The 19,992-nt window shown below is 35.9% G+C and carries 19 protein-coding genes, 1 tRNA gene and 1 other annotated feature (1 of these 21 running past the window's edge); of the genes, 3 read left to right on the top strand and 17 right to left on the bottom strand.

Features of this window, described 5'->3' with window-relative positions:
• Window positions 1–32: 32 nt before the first annotated feature.
• Genes ACCQ42_RS05735 through ACCQ42_RS05725 form a run of 3 tightly spaced genes read right to left on the bottom strand, consistent with a single transcriptional unit; the run spans window position 33 to window position 2,544 of the window.
• On the bottom strand, window positions 33–848 hold the full coding sequence (locus ACCQ42_RS05735; RefSeq protein ID WP_265237555.1) for a metal ABC transporter permease: 816 nt from the start codon (window positions 846–848) through the stop codon (window positions 33–35).
• The gene (locus ACCQ42_RS05730) at window positions 842–1,501 is read right to left on the bottom strand and encodes a metal ABC transporter ATP-binding protein (protein ID WP_410035617.1); all 660 of its coding nucleotides are present in this window, start codon (window positions 1,499–1,501) and stop codon (window positions 842–844) included. The genes ACCQ42_RS05735 and ACCQ42_RS05730 overlap by 7 nt, the downstream gene beginning before the upstream one ends.
• Window positions 1,502–1,527: 26 nt before the next feature.
• Window positions 1,528–2,544 carry a metal ABC transporter solute-binding protein, Zn/Mn family gene (locus tag ACCQ42_RS05725; RefSeq protein ID WP_410035616.1) on the bottom strand — a complete coding sequence of 339 codons (1,017 nt, stop codon included), beginning with the start codon at window positions 2,542–2,544 and terminating at the stop codon, window positions 1,528–1,530.
• A gap of 98 nt (window positions 2,545–2,642) precedes the next feature.
• Here ACCQ42_RS05725 and ACCQ42_RS05720 point away from each other — a divergent pair, with 98 nt between their 5' ends.
• A complete protein-coding gene (locus ACCQ42_RS05720; RefSeq protein ID WP_265212979.1) occupies window positions 2,643–3,062 on the top strand; it encodes a Fur family transcriptional regulator in 420 nt (139 codons plus the stop codon).
• Entirely contained in the window at window positions 3,055–3,741 is a 687-nt protein-coding gene (locus tag ACCQ42_RS05715) for a thermonuclease family protein (protein ID WP_410035614.1), read from the top strand. Before ACCQ42_RS05720 ends, ACCQ42_RS05715 begins: the two co-directional genes overlap by 8 nt.
• 77 nt (window positions 3,742–3,818) lie before the next feature.
• Here ACCQ42_RS05715 and ACCQ42_RS05710 read toward each other — a convergent pair.
• The 4 genes from ACCQ42_RS05710 to ACCQ42_RS05695 form a co-directional block, all read right to left on the bottom strand.
• Window positions 3,819–3,892 (bottom strand) — tRNA-Arg (locus tag ACCQ42_RS05710).
• Window positions 3,883–4,683, bottom strand: coding sequence for a metallophosphoesterase (locus tag ACCQ42_RS05705; RefSeq protein WP_410035613.1), 801 nt, complete (start codon window positions 4,681–4,683; stop codon window positions 3,883–3,885). The genes ACCQ42_RS05710 and ACCQ42_RS05705 overlap by 10 nt, the downstream gene beginning before the upstream one ends.
• On the bottom strand, window positions 4,673–6,466 hold the full coding sequence (gene nadE, locus ACCQ42_RS05700) for an NAD(+) synthase (protein ID WP_410035612.1): 1,794 nt from the start codon (window positions 6,464–6,466) through the stop codon (window positions 4,673–4,675). The genes ACCQ42_RS05705 and nadE overlap by 11 nt, the downstream gene beginning before the upstream one ends.
• Window positions 6,467–6,537: 71 nt before the next feature.
• Complete coding sequence (locus tag ACCQ42_RS05695; protein ID WP_265212972.1) at window positions 6,538–8,214, bottom strand: acyl-CoA dehydrogenase family protein; 1,677 nt, start codon at window positions 8,212–8,214, stop codon at window positions 6,538–6,540.
• Window positions 8,215–8,417: 203 nt separating this feature from the next.
• On the opposite strand from ACCQ42_RS05695, the gene ACCQ42_RS05690 reads away from it, so the two are divergent.
• Window positions 8,418–9,635: an FprA family A-type flavoprotein gene (locus tag ACCQ42_RS05690; protein WP_265212971.1), complete on the top strand. Its 1,218-nt coding sequence runs from the start codon at window positions 8,418–8,420 to the stop codon at window positions 9,633–9,635.
• A gap of 63 nt (window positions 9,636–9,698) precedes the next feature.
• On the opposite strand, the gene thiE is transcribed toward ACCQ42_RS05690, so the two are convergent.
• The 10 genes from thiE to ispE all read right to left on the bottom strand — a co-directional run bounded on the left by thiE (window position 9,699) and on the right by ispE (window position 19,680).
• Window positions 9,699–10,313, bottom strand: coding sequence for a thiamine phosphate synthase (gene thiE, locus ACCQ42_RS05685; protein WP_410035611.1), 615 nt, complete (start codon window positions 10,311–10,313; stop codon window positions 9,699–9,701).
• A complete protein-coding gene (gene thiM, locus ACCQ42_RS05680) occupies window positions 10,310–11,125 on the bottom strand; it encodes a hydroxyethylthiazole kinase (RefSeq protein WP_410035610.1) in 816 nt (271 codons plus the stop codon). Before thiM ends, thiE begins: the two co-directional genes overlap by 4 nt.
• Window positions 11,094–11,639 carry an energy coupling factor transporter S component ThiW gene (thiW, locus tag ACCQ42_RS05675; protein ID WP_106459889.1) on the bottom strand — a complete coding sequence of 182 codons (546 nt, stop codon included), beginning with the start codon at window positions 11,637–11,639 and terminating at the stop codon, window positions 11,094–11,096. The genes thiM and thiW overlap by 32 nt, the downstream gene beginning before the upstream one ends.
• Window positions 11,640–12,281: 642 nt before the next feature.
• Window positions 12,282–12,767, bottom strand: a complete 486-nt coding sequence (locus ACCQ42_RS05670) for an NUDIX hydrolase (protein WP_106459888.1) — start codon at window positions 12,765–12,767, stop codon at window positions 12,282–12,284.
• Between the two features lie 625 nt (window positions 12,768–13,392).
• On the bottom strand, window positions 13,393–13,764 hold the full coding sequence (locus ACCQ42_RS05665) for a RidA family protein (RefSeq protein WP_106459887.1): 372 nt from the start codon (window positions 13,762–13,764) through the stop codon (window positions 13,393–13,395).
• A gap of 8 nt (window positions 13,765–13,772) precedes the next feature.
• Window positions 13,773–14,771 carry a M15 family metallopeptidase gene (locus ACCQ42_RS05660; protein ID WP_410035609.1) on the bottom strand — a complete coding sequence of 333 codons (999 nt, stop codon included), beginning with the start codon at window positions 14,769–14,771 and terminating at the stop codon, window positions 13,773–13,775.
• Window positions 14,772–15,001: 230 nt separating this feature from the next.
• Complete coding sequence (gene ppk1 / locus ACCQ42_RS05655) at window positions 15,002–17,185, bottom strand: polyphosphate kinase 1 (protein ID WP_410035608.1); 2,184 nt, start codon at window positions 17,183–17,185, stop codon at window positions 15,002–15,004.
• 2 nt (window positions 17,186–17,187) lie between these two features.
• On the bottom strand, window positions 17,188–18,093 hold the full coding sequence (locus tag ACCQ42_RS05650; protein WP_106459884.1) for a Ppx/GppA phosphatase family protein: 906 nt from the start codon (window positions 18,091–18,093) through the stop codon (window positions 17,188–17,190).
• Window positions 18,090–18,842, bottom strand: coding sequence for a glutamate racemase (gene murI, locus ACCQ42_RS05645; RefSeq protein ID WP_410035607.1), 753 nt, complete (start codon window positions 18,840–18,842; stop codon window positions 18,090–18,092). Before murI ends, ACCQ42_RS05650 begins: the two co-directional genes overlap by 4 nt.
• Entirely contained in the window at window positions 18,835–19,680 is an 846-nt protein-coding gene (gene ispE, locus ACCQ42_RS05640; protein WP_410035606.1) for a 4-(cytidine 5'-diphospho)-2-C-methyl-D-erythritol kinase, read from the bottom strand. The genes murI and ispE overlap by 8 nt, the downstream gene beginning before the upstream one ends.
• Before the next feature lie 94 nt (window positions 19,681–19,774).
• Window positions 19,775–19,992, top strand: a binding site (T-box leader) (it continues 14 nt past the right edge of the window).

Genomic DNA, 19,992 nt, shown 5'->3' with positions numbered 1-19,992 from the left:
ATAACATATGAGGACACAAAAAAGACCCCTTTTTATTTAGAGATCTTTTTCTTTAACTTGTCGCTTATTAACTTTATTAGGCCTGTAATCATTAATGAGATTATGGCGAGTACTACTATGGTTCCGCCTGGTTTTAGGCCGCCGTAGTAGGATATGGTAATTCCTAAGACCATGAATATTAGGGAAAATATTAGGGATATGATGTAGGTTTGCTTGTAGGATTTGGCTATTATCAGTGCATTTGCTACCGGTATTACCATTAAGGATGTGATCATCAAGGCTCCTACTATCTTTGCTGAAATTGCAATTGTTAGGGCTGTTAGGGCTGTAAATATTGAATTAATAAGTGCCACCCTTACTCCTGCTAGCCTTGCCATTAGGGGGTTGATTGATATATAAAGCAGGGCATTGTAGAGGTAGAAGGATGCTAGGCTTACTAGGACAAATATTATACTAACCATGATCAAATCACTAGATGATACTGTTGTTATTGAGCCAAATAGGTATGATTCAAAGGATTTGCCTCCTGGGGCAAAGTCTGAAAGGATTGCCGCAAGGCCTATGCCTAGGCTCATTATGATGGCTGTGGCCATGTCGCCAAATTCTTTAAATTTTTTCCTGATTAATTCTATTGCAAAGGCTGATATTATACAGATTATAAGGGATGTCCACATGGGATTTATTGACATAATTAATCCCATAGCTATACCTGCAAGCGATGAGTGGGAAAGGGCATCTCCTATCATGGATGTCTTTCTATTTATCATGACCATACCTATCATGGGAATGATTAGGGCAAGCATTATTCCTACCCCTAGGGCCCTTCTCATAAAATCATAGTTTAACATATGACTCCCTCCCTTAATCTAAATATCTTATCCACATAGTCGCCTAAAATTTCCATCTCGTGGGTTATCATTAAAATTGAAATCCCGTGATTGGTGTTTAGGTGGACTAAGAGTTTTAGGAAGTCGTCTTTGGACTTTTGGTCAATACCTACTGTTGGTTCATCTAAGACTAAAAGGTCAGGGTTTGCTACTAGGGCCCTTGCTATCATTACTCTTTGGGCTTGTCCGCCTGATAGTTTGTTGAAGGGCCTATCTATTAGGTTTTTGATATTTAGGCTGGTAAAGATATTTTCTACATCTTCCTTGTTAGGTTTTTTGATTTTTTTGAAGATGTTAAAATCCTTGTAGAGGTTTAGGCTTACATATTCCCTGCAGGTGACAGGAAAGGCTATTTTTATAGAATCATTGACCTGTGGGACATAGCCAAGCTTGTCATAATTTTTAAAATCTTCTATGTCTATACCAAAAAGCCTTATGGACCCCTCATCCTTTTTAAGTCCACCTAGGATTAGCTTGATGAGGGTTGACTTGCCTGATCCATTTTCTCCAGAAATTACGGCAAAGTCACCCTTTTCAAGACTTAAATTTACATCTTTTAATATTAAATTTTCATTATATCCAAATTTCAGATTTTCTATTTCTATAAGCTTCATGTATATATTATGCTTTTAATATAGAATTATGCTAGAGATTTGTAGATATTTTCAAGGTTTTCTTTGATTATATCTTGGATTTTAACTTCCTTATCTAGTTCTTCTTTGCTTGCAAATTCCATAGTGTTAAGTGGAGCTACTTTTGCGCCGATTTCATCAGCTATGGTCTTTGCTGCTTTATCTGAACCGCCTGCTTCATAAAATACTGTGTTTAGCTTATTTGCCTTAGCTAGGTCTGTAACTTCCTTCATAGCCTTAGCATCTGGATCATCTGTTGATGTTAGGCTTGCAAGCGGAATTTGTTCTAGGCCAAAGTCTCTTGCTATATAGCCGAAAGCTTGGTGAGGAACTATAAATTTCTTATTTTCTACTTTAGAGAATTTGTCTGTGTATTCTTCGATTATTCCATCAAGGTCTGCTGCGATTTTTTCGTAATTTTCTTGGTAATAATCCTTATTTGCTGGGTCAATTTCTGATAATTTATCAGCTATTACCTTAGCTTGGGCTTTGACATTTACTGGAGATAGCCAGGTGTGTGGGTCAAATTCTCCATGATGGTGGTGATGGTGACCTTCTTCGCCTTCTTCATGGTCGTGATCGTGGTCTGCATCTTCGTGGTCATGGTCATGGTCGTGGTCTTCTTCACTTGCCTTGATTAGGTCTAAATCTTTTGAAGTATCTACCATTTCTATATCGAGACTTTCTTCTACAGAATCTTTCCATTCTTCCATGCCAGCACCATTTATAAATAATAATTTAGCTTCAGATAATTCTGCCATATCCTTAGCAGATGGCTCCCAGCCGTGAGATTCGCTTGTAAGGGAGTTGAAAGCTTTTACGTTGAATTTATCTCCAGCTATTTGTTTAGCTAGATTATAGATTGGATAAAAAGATCCATAAATTTCATCGCTTGCTACTTCCTTATCTGTTTTTTGAGGCTCTTCTACCTGAGTCTTAGTATCTGCTTCTTTTGGTGATTGATTACCACAAGCTGTGAAGGCTAAGCTTAGGGCCATTAACATTAATATATTTTTATTTTTCATATAATTCTCCTTTATGCAAGTTATTTGCATTAAGTATTATATAATAAATTACCCCTCTGTCAAATAAAAAGTATAATAATATCCTAAGGAGTGATAATATGAAACTTAACGAACTCTTAAAAGACAAAAACCTAAGAATTACCAAGGCTAGGAGGATAATACTTGAATATATTTTAGAGGCTGATAGCCCTGTTTCTAGCCAAAATATCTATGACGGAATAAAAGATGAACTTGCAATTGACCTTTCTACCATCTACAGAAACTTAAATATCTTAGAAGAGAGCAATCTTCTTTTTAAGACAAGCGATCTTGACGGAATAAATTATTACCAAATAAAGAAGGAAAATCACAAGCATTTTATAACTTGCAGCCATTGCCATAAGAAATTTACAATAGAAAATTGCCCAATTCATGAGCTTGAAGGCCAAATCGAAAGAGAAACTGGCTTTATTATCGAAGGCCATAATTTCGAATTTTATGGTATTTGCCCAGACTGCCAGGCCAAGATAAATGCTTAGGAAGATATTAATATACCTTTGCCTTGCGCTTAGTCTTAGTTCTTGTGATTTAGAAAATCAACCTAGCAAGGTTGAAGAAAATCAAAGCCCCTATGTCAAAGCCCAGGTCATTCAAATTATCGATGGTGATACAATCAGGGTAAATATAAACGGAAATATAGAAAAAGTCCGCTTTGTTGGAATTAATACACCCGAGATTGCAAATAGAGACCATCCAGATGAATTTATGGGGCCAGAGGCCAAAGATTTTACAGAAAAAGCTCTAAAAGATAGGGAAATTTACCTAGAAAAAGATATATCAGACAGGGATAAGTACGACAGACTTTTGCGTTATATCTGGCTAGAAAAGCCAGTAGTAAACCCCAACACAGATGATATTGGCAAAAAAACTTTAAATGGAATCCTGGTTAAGGAAGGACTTGCCTTTTCTAACTTTTATAAGCCAGATACCAAATACCAAGACCAGCTAGAAGCCCTAGAAGATCAAGCCAAGGATAAGGCTATAGGAATCTGGTCTGATGGAAAGAAAAATGCCAAGAAAAAAGTAAAAGCTAACAAAAACTCAGGCCTCTACCACCTAGAGGGAAGCCATGGCTATAAAAACACAAAAGATAAAAACGCTATAATTTTTGATAGCGAAGAAGAAGCTAAAAAAGCTGGTTTTAGGCCAGCAAAATAAAAGAACTGCATCAATTGACCTATCCCATCCGTATTGCTGATTTGGGGATTCGGTTATTTTGTGCAGTTCTTTTTCTTTGGCACGCCCTCAGGGAATCGAACCCTGATCTTGGGCTTCGGACACCCCTATTTTGCCATTAAACTAAGGACGCTTGATTGTGATGTTTGTGTAGGAGATTGGGTTTAGAAACCTAAGTGGCAAGAAGGTGTTGCCTAGGCCGCTTTCTATATAGATTGTGGATGAGCCATATTTGAATTCTCCTCTATCGTATTTTGGAAAATAACCCTCACCTGGCGCAACTAGTGCTCCTATAAAAGGTGCTCTTACCTGGCCTCCGTGGGTGTGACCTGAAAATATAAAGTCAATTCTTGGGTCGTAATTATCCCTGATTTTCTTTGAAAAATGAGATAAGACTAGGTTTAGGGAATCATTATTTGGATCAAAGGCATCTAAATTTGCCCCAAAATAACTTGTCCCATAAATATATAGGTCATTATCTCTTATTTTAATCTTTTCTCCATCATTTTGCAAAAATCTTATGCCTAAATCCTGGATTTGGGCGTAGAATTTTTCTGAATCTTGGCTTGCCTCTTCGTGATTTCCGCTTACAAAGTATGTTTTTATGCCAAGCTCATCTAGCTTGTTAATAAAATACATAGTTCTTTTAATTTTGTTATCTGTAGGATAATCTATCATATCCCCGGTTAAAAATATAAGGTCTGGGTCAAATTTTTTTATATTTCCTAGGACCTCATCTAAATTTGAAAGGACATTTGAATGGAAATCTGATATATGGGTTATTTTTATATCTGAATCGACCTTATCAGAATAAAAAGTTTCTATCTTTTCCCTGGCTACAAAGCACTGGTCGTGGTTATATTTTAGGCCAAGCCCTGCTGCCAAAGCAAGGCTTGCCAAAATCACCTTATTTTTAGTTTTCATCTGCTAAATCCTCCAAATACATCTTGTAAGACATATCTGAGGCTATCCTAAAGCCTGCTCTTGCTGAAAAGGACCTGCCTGTGATATTTGGCCCATCTACTGCACATGACCTTTTAAATTGGCTTGCTGTAAAGCGTTTAAAATATGATATCAACCATTTTTTGATAGTTTTTTCATCATATTTATCAGCAAAAGCAATTATTGCATCAGCTAAGATTTCCTTAGCCTTTTTGTGGTAGGTTAGATGCTCGTAAATAAAGAAATCTAATAGCTCGTAAGGCCCTATGATTTCTTCTGTTTTTTGGCTGATTTCTCCCTTATCCTCGCTCTTAAGCTCTGGAGATACTGGGGTTGCTAAAATATCAGTTAGGACTTCTGCTAGGTCCTTATTATCTGTAAAGTGGGCATAGGATTTAATTATATACCTAAGCTCAGTTTTCATTAGGCTAGCATTTAAGGAATAATTTGACATGTGGTCGCCATTGTAGGTGGCAAAGCCCTGCATACACTCAGATAAGTCTCCAGTCCCTATTACAAGACCCCCATACATATTGGCTAGGTTAAAGAGGACTTGAGTGCGCATCCTGGCCTGGGCATTTTCATAGGCTGTGTCTGCTGTTATTCCATTGTGGCCAATATCAGCAAGGTGCGCACTTACAGACTTGCTAATATTTATTTCTTTTAGGTCAAGGCCAAGGCTTTTTGCAAGTTTATAAGCATTTGACTTGGTCCTATCGCTTGTTCCGAAGGCTGGCATGGTGTAAAGGCCTATTTTATCCTTATCAAGGCCAGCCAATTCATAGGCCTTATTTATAAAAAGAAGGGCCATGGTCGAATCAATGCCGCCTGATAGGCCTAGAAATACCCTGTCAGCACCTATTGCCTCAAGTCTTTTTATTAGGCTAAGGGCTCCTATTTCTAGGGCTTCCTTCATAAATTCATAAGAAAATTCTTCCTTAGGTAGGTATGGAAATTTTTCTACATCAATCTTCTCTTCTGTAAAATTATGGAAGTTTGGCTCATATTCTATTTCCTGAATGTTCATGAGAAATATTCCTGTATCACCCTCTAAAATTTCACCGTCTTTGGCTAGAATTTTTGTTCCACTATAGACAAAATCTGTTGAAGACTCACCAGGGCCTGATGAGGCGTTAACATAAATAAGGTCTTTTGATAAATACTCTATATCCTTTCTAAGATCATCATCAGAGCTAATTGTTCTAGTAAAAGCTGATGGGTTCAGAATAATATCAGCTCCCATCTTTTTGAGGTCAAAGGCTTTTGGGTAGGATGCATTGTCATCTTCACCTACAGATATTCCTATTTTAAGGCCTGATACAAAGTTTACAAAAGGTTCGTAATCTAGTTCATAATCAAAGGCCTTAAAGGTGCCTTGAGGCTTATCAGAAAATATGGCTTTTTCATAATTTTTAAGTTCAGACTTAGTCACAAGTCCAAGTAGGTCTCCACCCTTAATTAGGGCTACCGCATTGTAAATACCAAATTTTGTCTTAATTGGTAGACCGATAGTAAAGGCCAAATCAAAGTTCTTACTAAATTCAACTAAGTCCCTTAGGCCGTTCTCAGCCGCCTCTAGAAGGTCGCCTTCTAAATATGAGTCGTAAAGGCTTGCCCCTGTTAGGCAAAGCTCTGGCAAACATAGAATATTTACTTTCTCTTCTTCACAATTCTTAATTATTTCTTTTATTTTTTTAAGATTGGCTTTTACATTTCCAAGAGCTACTGGGAAATTTTTAGCCGTAATTTTTATTTTTCTTTTCATTTTATCACCTAATCTTATTTTACCCCTTATGGACAAAAAAAGAGGACCCCGGAGGGCCCATCTTAAAATTTTTATAGTTTTTCTATTTCTTCGATTAGGGCAGGAACAACCTTGTGGAAGTCACCAACTATACCGTATTTAGCGTGTTTGAAGAACTTAGCTGATTCATCATTGTTTATTACTACAACAGTTTTAGCTTCTTCTACTCCCTTTAAGTGTTGCATTGCTCCAGATATACCGATTCCTATATATAGGTCTCCCTTAAATTTCCTACCAGAAAGTCCGATATATTGTCTAAGTGGTATATATTTTTTAACTTCTGCTATTGGTCTTGATCCGCTTAGAACTGAACCTGTTAGATTTGCAAGCTTCTTAGCAATTTCTACGTTGCCTTCTTCACCAATACCCATACCTATAGCTACTACTCTGTCAGCTTCTTCAACTGAACCTTCTAGATCTACTGGTTCAGCCTTTAGTTTATAACCATCAGCTACAAGAGCTGCTACTAATTTCTTAGCTGCTTCTTTTGGATCTCCTGTGAAGATTTCTTGTTTCTTTTCTGCTTCTTGAGCTACTGGTTTTTCAACCTTTTTAGCTGTCTTATCTTTTGGTAGGATGTAGCCTGAGATTACAAGTTTCATGATTTCATTTGTTCCTTCATAAATTTGAGTAATCTTAGCATCTCTGTAGTGTCTTTCTACATCTACACCCTTGATAAAGCCTGAACCACCATATAGTTGTAGGGCTTTAGATGTAAGTTTTTCAGCAAGGTCTGATGCGTAAAGTTTAGCCATTGCAGCATCCTTACCATAGCCTTTTACGTGAGCATCTTTCTTCTTAGCTGCATCATAAACTAATAGTCTAGCTGCCTTAAGCTCTGTAGCCATTTGTGCTAAGGTGAAAGAGTTGTATTGGAAATGACCTACTGCCTTACCAAATTGAATTCTATTCATTGAGTATTCTAGAGCTGATTCATAAGCACCTTGAGCTATACCTAGGGCTTGACTTGCTATACCAATTCTACCACCATCAAGGATCATCATTGCGTATTTAAAGCCCTTGTTTAGTTCACCAAGTAGGTTTTCTTTTGGAACTTTTACATCTTTAAAGTGAAGCTCAGCTGTAATTGATGATCTAATACCTAGTTTGTCGTATGGTTCTGAGAAGGTAAAGCCTTCAAAGTCCTTATCAACTATAAACATTGATATACCGTGATTACCCTTGCCTGGTTCAGTAACTGCTGTTACTAGATAGGTTTGGGCTTCTGGTGCGTTTGTTATAAAGATTTTCTTACCATTTAATAGGTAGTAATCTCCCTTATCTACTGCAGTTGTTTCTGTTCCTGCTGAGTCTGAACCAGCATTGTCTTCTGTAAGACCGAAACCACCGATATAAGTTCCATCTACAAGAGGTCTTAGATATTTTTCTTTTTGTTCTTCAGTACCAAATTCATTGATTCCCCATGTACCTAGTGAGGTATGAGCTGAACAAATTACACCTACGCCACCATCTACTCTTGATAGTTCTTCGACTGCTATAGAATAGTGTTCGTTAGTTAAGCCTGCTCCACCGTATTTTTCATCGAAAGGTATTCCCATAAGGCCCATTTGACCCATTTCCTTTACAATTTCTGCAGGGAATTCTTTAGTCTGGTCTAAGTGGAAGGCTATAGGTTTAACCTTTTCCTCAGCAAAAGCCCTAACGACTTTTCTAAATTCTTCTAAATCTCTTGGTAAATTAAATGACATATACTCTCCTTTTATTTTTATTAGATAAATTATATTGTATAAAGTGTTGTAACTTTTATATCCTAATAAAATGATACCCATATTTTATCAATCCAAACATAAAAATGATAATTATTTGCAATTGTTCATTTATTGTCAAGAAAATGTTTCTATTTCTCAAAAAACTGGTATAGTTAAGTTGAAATAATAATAAAGGAGTGCGTATGTACAATATAATAGAGGTACTTGATAATATATTCTGGGTCGGAGTAAATGACCGCAGAATTGCAAGATTTGAGAATATGTTTGAAGTTCCAAATGGAGTTTCATATAACTCTTTTGTAATCAAGGATGAGAAAAATGTTCTAATGGATTCTGTTGAGGGAGCCTTTACTAGACAATATCTAGAAAATATCAAGGCAGCCCTTGATGGTGAAGATCTTGATTATATAGTTATAAGCCACATGGAACCTGACCACTGTAGAAACATAGACTTTGTCCTAAAGGAATACCCAAATTGTAAATTTGTTGGTAATGCAAAAACATTTAAATTATACGAACAATTCTATAATGATAATTTCAAAGATAGGTATTATGAAATCAAAGATGGCGATGAGCTAAATATTGGTAAGAGAAATCTTAAATTTGTCTTTGCTCCAATGGTTCACTGGCCAGAAGTATTTATGACCTATGAAACAAACGAAGGACTCTTCTTCTCAGCAGATGCCTTTGGTGCTTTCAATGCTATAGCTGGTAATATCGAAGCTAGCAAGGTTATCCACAAGGGTGACTGGCTAGAACAAGCTAGACGTTACTATATAAATATAGTTGGTAAACAAGGAAAGATGGTTCAAAACCTATTTAAAAAGGTTGAAGGACTTCCAATCAACACTATCCTTCCACTACACGGACCTGTTTATAAGGATAAGGAATCAATCGAATTTATCCTTGAAAAATACAGCCGTTGGGCAGGATTTATTCCAGAAGATAAGGGTGTTGCTATAGTATTCTCATCAATGTATGGAGATACAGAACAAGCAAGTGATATCCTTGCCGCAGAGCTAGCTAAGCTTGGTGTAGAAGACATAGTTTTATATGATGTAAGTGATTGGGACCCATCATATCCAATAGCAGATTGCCATAGATTCAGCCACCAAGTATTTGCACCAATCAACTACAATGCTGGTCTTTATTACAAAATGGATGCCTTCCTAAGAGAGCTTGTAGGTACAGGCTATAAAAATAGAACAGTTTCTTTCTTAAACAACTGGTCATGGGGCGGAAAATCCCTTGAGATTTCAAAAGAAATCTTAGAACCGGCTAAATGTAAATACATCGGCGAAGATGTAAAAATAAATTCAGCAGTAAAAGAACCACAAATAGCAGAACTTAAAGAACTTGCTAAGGTTATAGCTGAAGATATCAAAAATACAGAAATTTAATATATTTTCTTATTAACAAAACCCCAGGTCTATCCTAAAAAATGATTGGCCCTGGGGTTCTTATTATAAAATTTCTTCTATTTTTCCCTTTAATTTCTTTGTCTCTTCATAAACATTTTCTGCATCCATTATAGCCCTTACGACACAAATCCCATCGACAGCAGAACCTTCTAACACATCTACATTGTCAAAATTAAGGCCGCCTATAGCATAGACATCTATAGCTACTTTTTCCTTGATTTCTTTTAGGGTTTCTACAGAGGTCCTTCTGGTTTTGACATGGGTTTTGGTTTCAAAAATCGCCCCCACTCCCAAATAATCAGCACCAGCTTCCTCTGCCTCTTTGGCCTTTTCTACCGACTTAGCTGTTGCTCCTATTAAGGCATCAGGACCTAAGAGCTTCCTACAAAGTCCAACTGGCATATCATCGTATCCCACATGGACCCCACAAGCCAGTGCCCAGGCTAAATGTGGCTTATCATCTATTAGCATAGGGACCTTATACTTATCACAAAGAGCTTTAACCTTTTTGCCAAGGTCAAGTATTTCCCCATCAGTTTTTTCCTTTTCCCTAAGTTGGAGGATATCCACTCCTCCCCTAAGGGCCTCCTCTATTCTTCTAAGAAATTCTTCTTCTGTGTATTTATCAGAATTTGTCACCAGATATAATTTTTTCAAATTTCTCCCTCCTTGATTTTTGCATGATCAATTATAATTTCATCACTTATTGTCCCAATCTTATCCATAAGATCTACAAAAAAGCTGTAAGGCTTATCTTTATCCGACATTTCTGCACCGATTTCCATAATTAGCATAGCAAGTAGGCTTGCATTTATGACATCGGTCACCGCTATAAAGGCTGAAATTAAGCCTGTAAGCATGCAGCCTGTTGCAGTTATATTAGATAGTTCTGGACAACCATTTTCTATTAGGTAATATTTATTGTCTTTGACTAAAATATCAATCTTACCAGTAAGAAGAACTGCCGCCTGGTATTTCTTACTTAAGTCTTGGCAGGTTTTTATCACATATTCTAGGCTCTTATCCTCATCATCTTTACCAACATCGACTCCCTTGGCAGAAGAAGCTCCCTTGGCTAGGGCTATAATTTCTGAGGCATTACCCTTGAGTAAAGAAAATTTATATTTATCAAGCAAATTTTTAGCAACGTTAAGTCTTAACCTACTTGCCCCAATTCCTACCAGGTCTATTATTATAGGTAGCCCCTTCTTACTTGCAAAAAAAGAGGCCCTATCCATAGCTTCCATCCTTGATTGATTGATATTGCCCAAATTTATTGATAGGGCATCTGCCTTTGGGGTTATATCTTCCATCTCTTGTGGATGCTCAGCGCAAATTGGCTTAGCACCCACAAATAAGATTGAATTTGCAACCATATTTATGGCTATGGGATTGGTAATGGCATGGATTAGGGGTTCTTTTTTTCTTATCTCTGCCCTAATTTTTACTAGGTCTTTTAGATTTTTCATAAGCTTGGATTCCTAAAGAATTTTGTATCTTTATCAGCATATTTGAACCTTGGAGGGTCTTTAAGAAGATAAAAGCTACTGAGCCTCCTAAGAGAGTTGCTATAAAAAAGCTTGGAATATAGTAGAATAAGGCAATGTTTTTATTTCCCAAAAATAGGGTCATTACAGGTGCTGATATTATTGCCCCGATTATTCCTGTTCCTATTATTTCACCTATGACTGCTGCTATTATTGAGCCCTTGGTCTTTCTATATAAAATTCCAGAAAGGACAGCCCCAAATACTTGGCCAGTCACTGCAAGTGGTGGAATACTTAAAAAAGTCATCCTGATAAAGGCAGTGAGGATTGCATTTGCAAGGCTATACCAAGGTCCCATAAAGACTGAACAAACTATATTTACAAAGTGAGCCGTTGGCGCAAAGCCTTCAAATCTGAGGATGGGTGAAATTACTACTCCAATTGTTACAAACATGGATAAAGTTATCATGATATAAGTTTTGTTTTTTTCTTTCATTTTACTCTCCTTTTGAGGAGTTTGGGTCTAATTTTTATATATTGGCTAATTTTTTCTATAGACTCGACAAATTCTCCTCCTATATCTTTGAAATTTGGTGCAAGGTATTAAAAATAGCGATAAATTCTTGCTACAATTATATCCTCCACTTAGCCTATAAAAACCTAAGTCAACTAAAAACTTAGATTCCAGCGCCTCCACTGCATTATTTAAAGTGGTAAATGCTCATCTCTTTTTAAATTACAACCTTTCTTTGTAAGCATCTTTTCTTAAGCGATAGAAAGTGGTCTGCCCGATCTACCGCTAAACGATCTTCACAAGAAAGTTTAATCAAAGATAAAAGTGAAATAAAAAAAGAAACAGCACAAAGACTGTTTCAAAAAAATTCATGATAAGAATCAACTCATAAAAAAGATTGCGACTAGCTACGTTGGCATTATCCAAATCAGCTAAGGTCGAAGATTAACTTCCTCTCAGATCTTTAAAGAACTCCCTTGTCTATACCTATGTTAGTATAAAATGATTTTTTTGTCAATGAAAATCGAAACTTTCCTTATAAATAAGTTTTTAGTTTATCAATTTTTTTATTAATGAAAAGTTTTTCTAAATAAAGAGGATATCTTAAGAAATTGGCAAAAAATCTTAGGATCTCTCATCTGTAATTATATGTTCTAAGCCGCAATGATCTGACTTAAGATATTCTTTAATAAAAGATGGATATGCTTTATAGTTATCAAGTTCATCAATTGGAATCCAGTGCATAGATTCTTTAAGCCCCTCCATGGTGTAGCTATTACTCTTAAGATTCTTATTGCCCTTAGGCTTCATCATGTAATAAAAGCAAATCTCATGGCAATCGACGCCTTCTAAATTAGAACTTCCTACAAAGAAATTCTCATGGATTATAGCCAAATAATCCACTTCATAATTAATTCCTGTTTCTTCGAATACTTCTCTTTTTACAGCTTCTTCAGAACTTTCCCCCAGATGTACTCCGCCACCAACGGAATAGTAATAGTCCTCTACTTCATTTCCCGCAAACAAAAGGCAATCTTCTTCAACTATAATGGCAGCCGCCCTATACCTAAACCGCTTATTACCTTTTCTAAATCCACAATCCTGATCCATCTCTATCTCCCCTAACTCTATTTTCAATTTCCACAAAAACAAAAATGACCCGGATGGGTCAACTTTGTTTTTTCTTAGATTTGATTTTTATATAATGAGAATTTTTAAACAATTTATTTAATGAATCATAAAACAAATCATAAAATGATTTTATTATCAAAAAAGCTAAAAATCTCGTTTTATAAGTATTTTTAAACTCAAATTGCTTTGACAAAATTATTGAAATGTATCCGCAAATTCTAAGAATATATGCTCAAAATTGGGCACAACCAACTGCTTTTTGCCAAAAACTTTTTTTAATTAAAGCTATAGTGTCGGCAGAACTTTCTATTTATTTTCTTTCAGAAAATAAAGACAAGTTTATGCCTCCACATAAGTCTTTCCATAACTCACACTTCGTGCTCGCTAGGACAAGGCTATAGTATCGGCAGAACTTTCTGATTATTTTATTTCAGAAAATAAAGATAAGTTCATGCCTCTACATAAGTCTTTCCATAATTTTCCTTCAGGACAAATTAGGACAAGGCTATAGCATCGGTGGAACTTTCTGCTCATTTTCTTTCAGAAAAAGAGGACAAGTTCATACCTCTGCATAAGTATTTCCATAACTCGAACTTCGTGCTCGTTAGGACAATGCTATAGCTTCGATTTCTATTACTGCTCCTTTTGGTATGTTTGCTACTTCTAGGGCGCTTCTTGCTGGTTTGTGGTCACCGAAGAATTCTTCGTATACTTCATTAAAGGCTGCGAAGTCTTCGATTTTATCTAAAAATACATTGCATTTTATTATTTTATCAACTGATGAACCTGCTTCTTCTACTATAGCTTTGATATTTTCTAGAGCTCTTTTTGTAGCCTTTTTGATATCACTTTCAAGTTCTCCTGTTGCTGGATCTAATGGGAGTTGGCCTGATGTGAATATTAAATTATCTGTTGCTATTGCTTGTACGTATGCTCCTACTGCTGCTGGTGCTTTCTCTGTATTGATTGCTTTCATATTTCCTCCTAGTTAATTTTTAAGAATTCTTCAAGGGTTAGCTTGTTATCATAGATCTCTTTGGCATTTTCAACACCCACAAATCTAAAGTGCCATGGTTGGGCCTTGTGGTGGGTTATGTTTTCTTTGCCTTTTGGATATCTCTCGATAAAGCCGTATTTATAGGCATTTTCTGCTAGCCACTTGTATTGAGCTGTCGCTTCAAATTTATCGTTATATTTGCTGCCTTCGGTAAAAAAATCGAAGGCCACACCTAGTTGGTGCTCACTTGTTCCAGGTTTTGAGGCATCTACCTCACCTGCTTCAAACATCTTTTGCTCAAGATCATAGCCTCTATAATCAGATGCTATCCTTAGGTCTAGGTTTTCCCTTGCCATATCTTGACGCATTGTCTCAAAAGCACGTCTGGCTGTCTTATCTACCCCTGGATCAAAATTAGCTGATAGTGGGTAGGCTTCACTTACATAAGCTAAGCCATTTACAACCTTTATCTGTTCATTTTTACCTAGCCTTGCAAGTCCATACTTATTTACATAATAATAGGTGTCATCTATCTTTACCTTGGCAAAGCCATTTTCACAGCCATAAAAACCTAAATATGCGCCTTCCTTAATGAATTTATCTGTTTTTGAATAATCATTAGGAAATTGGTAGGCATATTGGGTTTGCATGCATTTGACATATTCAATTAATTGATCTTGGTATGAGCTATCTTCTATTTTTAGCTCATCTGCTATATCTGTATCTTTAAAACCAATCTCTGTGGCTACATGAACATCACGTTCTTGCGTTTTCTTATCTTCGTTAGTTGCTCTGACAAGATCACCTGAAGCCATTCTGTATTCACTTGGCCTTTTGATTTGGTAGGTATCTTTTTCAGGTATGGCAAATTTGATGGTGGTGATTGTAAGTAGTGCACCTACCCCAAGCAAAATCGCCCTTTTTCTTTTCTTTCTTGCTTCGCGTCTTTTGCGTCTCTTAAGCTCTCTTATTCCTTTGTTTGACATTTTCAATCCTCTATTTATTTCAATATTTTTGTGAGTCTTTTGGATAAGTAAAATTTTGCATAATTATAAATATATTTCAATTCATAGCTTTAGCGCTGTTTTACCATTTGCTATATTCATTATAACATCTTTTGGAAAAAAAACCTAGGGCAAAATGTGGATTTTTTGATGTTTTATAAGAAAAATCCGACTTATTTGTCGGATTTTTACATTTTTTAGTTTTATTTTGACTATTTCTTAAAAATTGATACGATATAGCTTAAAAAGCTTCTGTTTTTCATATTTTTCTCTTGCAATTTTTTATCAATCTTTTTATTTATATTTATATTATTGTCTGATTGATTTTTATTTTTTACATTTTTAGAAGCTTCAATGGATTTTATCATAAGAACTTCTTGAGCATTAATATTTTTAATATTGTCTACCTTTTTATAAAAACCTGACCTATCCATTTTTCTCATCTTTACATCATCAGAAAACATTAGATCGGTGAAGTCTAATATATATTTCTTTATCCTACAATCTTCTATTGGAACTGCTACTTCCATCCTATTTCTAATATTTCTTGTCATAAAATCAGCTGATGATATATAAATTTTTGGATTAGTCTTGCCAAATTGGTAGATTCTATGATGTTCTAGAAATCTTCCCACTACTTGGTAAATTTCAAGATTGTCAGTTTTACCTTCAATTCCTGGCAGGATGCAAGTTATGCCCCTTACCATCATTTCTATTTTAACTCCTGCTTGAGATGCCCTTGCCAGCCTATTAATTAAAACCCTATCAGAAATGGAATTCATTTTTAACCTTATATAGGCTTCTTCTCCCCTTTGAGCCTTATCTATCTGATCATCTATTAGATCATATAGTCCTACTTGCATTGATTTTGGGGCAACCAAGAGCTTTTTATAAGTACCTTCGAGATTTCCTATTAGGATATTATCAAAAAGATCTTTGCAATCTTGGCCAATTACCATATCACTTGTCATGAAGGAAAAATCTGTGTAGAGTTTGGCTGTTTTTTCGTTGTAATTTCCTGTAGCTATTTGTGAAATAAAGGATATTTCTTCATTTTCATACCTGGTTATTAGACATACTTTTGAATGGCACTTGTAGTGGTCAAAGCCATAAACAATCTTACAACCAGCCTCTTCTAGCCTTGATGACCACAAGATATTATTGTTCTCATCAAATCTTGCCCTTAATTCCATTAGGGCGATGACTTCCTTGCCTGCCTCTGCTGCCTTTATTAGAGCTGCTGCAATCTTTGAATCCTTGGCTATCCTATATAAGGTTATCTTTATGGAATCAACGCTTGGATCTTCTGCTGCCTCTTCTAAAAGTCTTATCATAGGATCCATTGACTCATAAGGATATGATAAAATTAGGTCCTTTTCTAGAATTTGTTCTATCATTGGCCTTTGAGGATCGACCATGGCTGATGCTTGTGGGCTAAATTCTTCAAATGAATGTTCTTTTTGAAAATCTTCTGGAAGGGCACTTATAAAATCATAGATAAAGCCTAATTGCATAGGTGTTCTTGATGTGAAGATTGATTTTTTGTCTAAAGCGAAGCTTTTGCATAAAAAATCTATATCTAGAAGACTTAAGTCCTTGTCAACCTCTAACCTAACTGGTTCTAGCCTCTTTCTTTTTTTAAGTTTTCCCTTCATATAGGACCTAAAATCCATATCAACATCGTAATCATCATCATCAAAACTTATATCGGTATTGCGGGTTAGGCTTATAACATAGGAATTGTGGCATTTGTATCCTTCGAAGACTTCTTTTCCAAATTCTTTGATTATCTCTTCGATAAAAACATAATTTGATTCAGATATTCTAACAAACCTATCTAGCCTATCAGGTACGTAAATTATTCCGACTGTTTCCTTTGGGTTTTGACTTTTGACCTTCTTTTTTTCTAGATCAAACACTACCGAAAGGCTTAAGTTTGCGAGTCTTGGCATTGGGTGGACCCTATCTATTATCTGAAAGGAAAGAATAGGTTCGATTTTTGAATCAAAATAAATCTGACAACTACTCTTCTCTCTTTCTGATAAATCTTTTACTCTTGATATTTTTATCCCTTCTTCAGCCAAGTCATAAACAAGGTCTTCGTAGATATCATCCTTTTGTTCATACATTGGTACAAGTTTTGCTAAAATCGCATCAATCTGCTGGCTGGCCGTCATCTTTGACTTGCCATCTACAGGTTCTTTTTTAAGGTGAGATAGGTCTGTGAGAGATCCTACCCTTACCATAAAAAATTCTTCCAAGTTACTGTCATATATGGATAAAAACTTAAACCTTTCAAGTAGGGGCACATTTTTATCCCTTGCTTCATCTATGACTCTTTTGTTAAATTCAAGCCAAGATAACTCCCTATTTTGCGTAAAGCTTATATCTGTCATAGCTATTTCCTTCCTAAAAGTTTGCTATAGACATACCCTTCCCTAACACCTGTTTGGCTAACATTTATTGTATCGATTGAGAAAAATTTACAAATTTTATTTAAAATTATCATTCCTGGCAAGAGAGTGTGAACCCTATCAGGTTTGACAGCAAGAATCATATCTAGCTTAGACCTGTCATCTGCCTTTAAGATTTCCTTAAGCATCTTATTAAATTCGCTTGCATCCATGCTTCTAACGCTATCATCAAGCTTATAATATTCCTTGTAGAATTTTAAGCTAGCCCTAGCAGATCCACCTACTGCTGCAAGAATTTTTTGATCTTCTGCATACATAAGGCTATCTTCAAGAAGCTGATCAATGCGTTTTTCAATTTCTTTCTTATCAGATTTGTCTGCAAATAAGCCATCGACATAGTCATTAAAGGCTGATAAAGAGCCAATTGACAAGGAAACTGATTTTATAACCTTTCCTTGATCAATTAGGACAATTTCTGAAGAACCGCCACCTATATCTGTAAGTACACCCTCTGCTACTTCTGTTGAAATAGCCGCACCTACAAAGGCAAGCTTAGCCTCTTCTTCGCCTGAAAGTATTTCTACATCTAGGTCCAGCTTATCCTTGATCAGATTTAAGACATCTGCCCTATTTGCCACATCCCTTACAGTAGCTGTGGCGAAAGGATAAACACCATCAATATCATCAAAATTATCCACAACTGCCTTAAATTTCCCTAAAGTGTGTAAGAGTCTTGAAATGCCCTTTTCTGTAAGCCTGCCCTTTTTAACGAAAGATTTTAGAGAAACTTGCTCTTTTTCTGAAAATAGATTAATAGCTTCGCCATCTTTTTCCTTATAAACTGATAGCCTTACGGTATTTGAACCAATATCCATTATTGCATAAATCATTTGATATCTCCTAGGTAATTTAATTTGTAATCAACTTCCATTATTTGGTCAATCAGTCTTTCTGTCTTGGCTGATTTCTTTGTCATAAATATATTTACCCCTTTTTCGCCAGATCTTAGGTCTAATTTATCTGCTAAATAAATTGCAGGATCTATGATATTTGCCTGGCAAGTGAGATTTTTTTGTATTTGGTCTTTAATCAGCGGGTAATGAGTGCATCCTAGAATTATATTTTCAAGAGCCTTGTCATTGGCAGGATATAAATATTCTCTAAGTGCCTCATCAAGGTCAGGTCCCTCAAGATATCCCTCTTCGATTAAATCTACAAGCTTAAGAGCTGCCATTTCATAGACTGTGGCATCTTTTTTTGCCTCTATCTTATTTTTTATATAATGACTTGATATTGTGGCCTTGGTGGCAAGGGCTAGGTAATCTCCCTCATATTCAAGGCTTGCCTCAACAGCCATATCTGTAATGGCAATAAATTTCTTTTTGAAATGCTCTATAAGGTAATCCTTGCAAGTAACTGAGATTGTATTGCAAGCAATTATATAGAAGTCTATATCAAATCTTTCTAAAAATGTGACAAGCTCTATAGCAAATTTTTTAATTTCTTCTTTTGGCCTATTGCCGTAAGGGACTCTTAGGTTATCCCCTAGATAATAGAAATTGGCGTCATTTTTCTTAGCTAGCTCATTTAAAACAGCAATTCCACCTAGTCCTGAATCAAACACGCCTATATTAGTCATCTATAAGGTCCACCTTTTCTACAAAGTCATAGGCATCTTTGAGATTCTCATAGGCCTTATCAAGAGTCTCATCGTCAAAGAAAATCCCAAACACCGTAGCTCCAGAACCTGAAACAAGGGCCCTAGAAGCTCCGTTGGCCAAAATATTTTCTTTGATAGTATTTAAGTGAGGAAAATCTCTGAGGACTACTTCCTCCATCACATTTTCAAAACTATCGATTATCTCAGACTTACCCTTTTCTAAACCTACAATGATTGCCTCATTATCGATATGACCATAGGTTTTTGTCCTCCTATAGACATAAGATGATGCGATTTCTGTCCCATCATTTATAAGGAGGAGTTTCATCTTAACTTTATTGGTGAAAGGTGTTATTATCTCGCCAATTCCCTCAGCCCTTACCAGGCTATCTTCAAAGAAAAATGGAATATCAGCCCCTAGGGTTTTTCCAATCTCAGCCATTTCTTTTTTTGAAAGACCCAGGTCCCAGAGCTCATTTAAGGCCTTGATTGTTTCAGCACAATCTGTAGACCCTCCCGCAAGGCCTGCTGCAAGGGGAATATTTTTCTTAAGTTTGATAGCTACTCCTAGGTCTTCTCCCTTCTCATAAGCTAAAGGAGCTAATTTTTTGTAAGCCTTGTAGATCAAATTATCTGTCAAATGACCTAAATCTATATTAGACTGGTACTCCAATTCACCTGTCCATGTCTTTTTAATTTCTAACTTATCATATAAGCTAATCCTTGCCATGATTGTATCTATATCGTGATAGCCATCGGCTCTCTTCTTTAGAATATCAAGGCTTAAATTCACTTTTGCAAAACATTTTTTAATCATATATACCTCAAAATTATTATATCCTTTATGATTATTTTTTCTATACTTTATCTAAATAGCTTGACATGAAAAATAAAGGGTATATAATAAAGCATAACAAGCGATGATAGGAAGAGTAATCTTACATAAATCCTCTAGCGAGTCTTGTACAGTGGAAGAAGACAGGTAAGGGTAAGATGAAGAGAGTCTTTGAGCTTAAGACCTGAAATAAGAGTAGGGCCTTAGGGGTGTGCCCCTTACAGCATAAGGTATGATAGTACTTATTAAGTCTTATTTTGTGAGAAATAAGAAAAATTGGGTGGCAACACGGTA

This window comes from Anaerococcus kampingae (assembly GCF_046365475.1).
Lineage (GTDB): Bacteria > Bacillota > Clostridia > Tissierellales > Peptoniphilaceae > Anaerococcus > Anaerococcus kampingae.
This window is presented reverse-complemented; position numbering and strand designations above follow the sequence as displayed.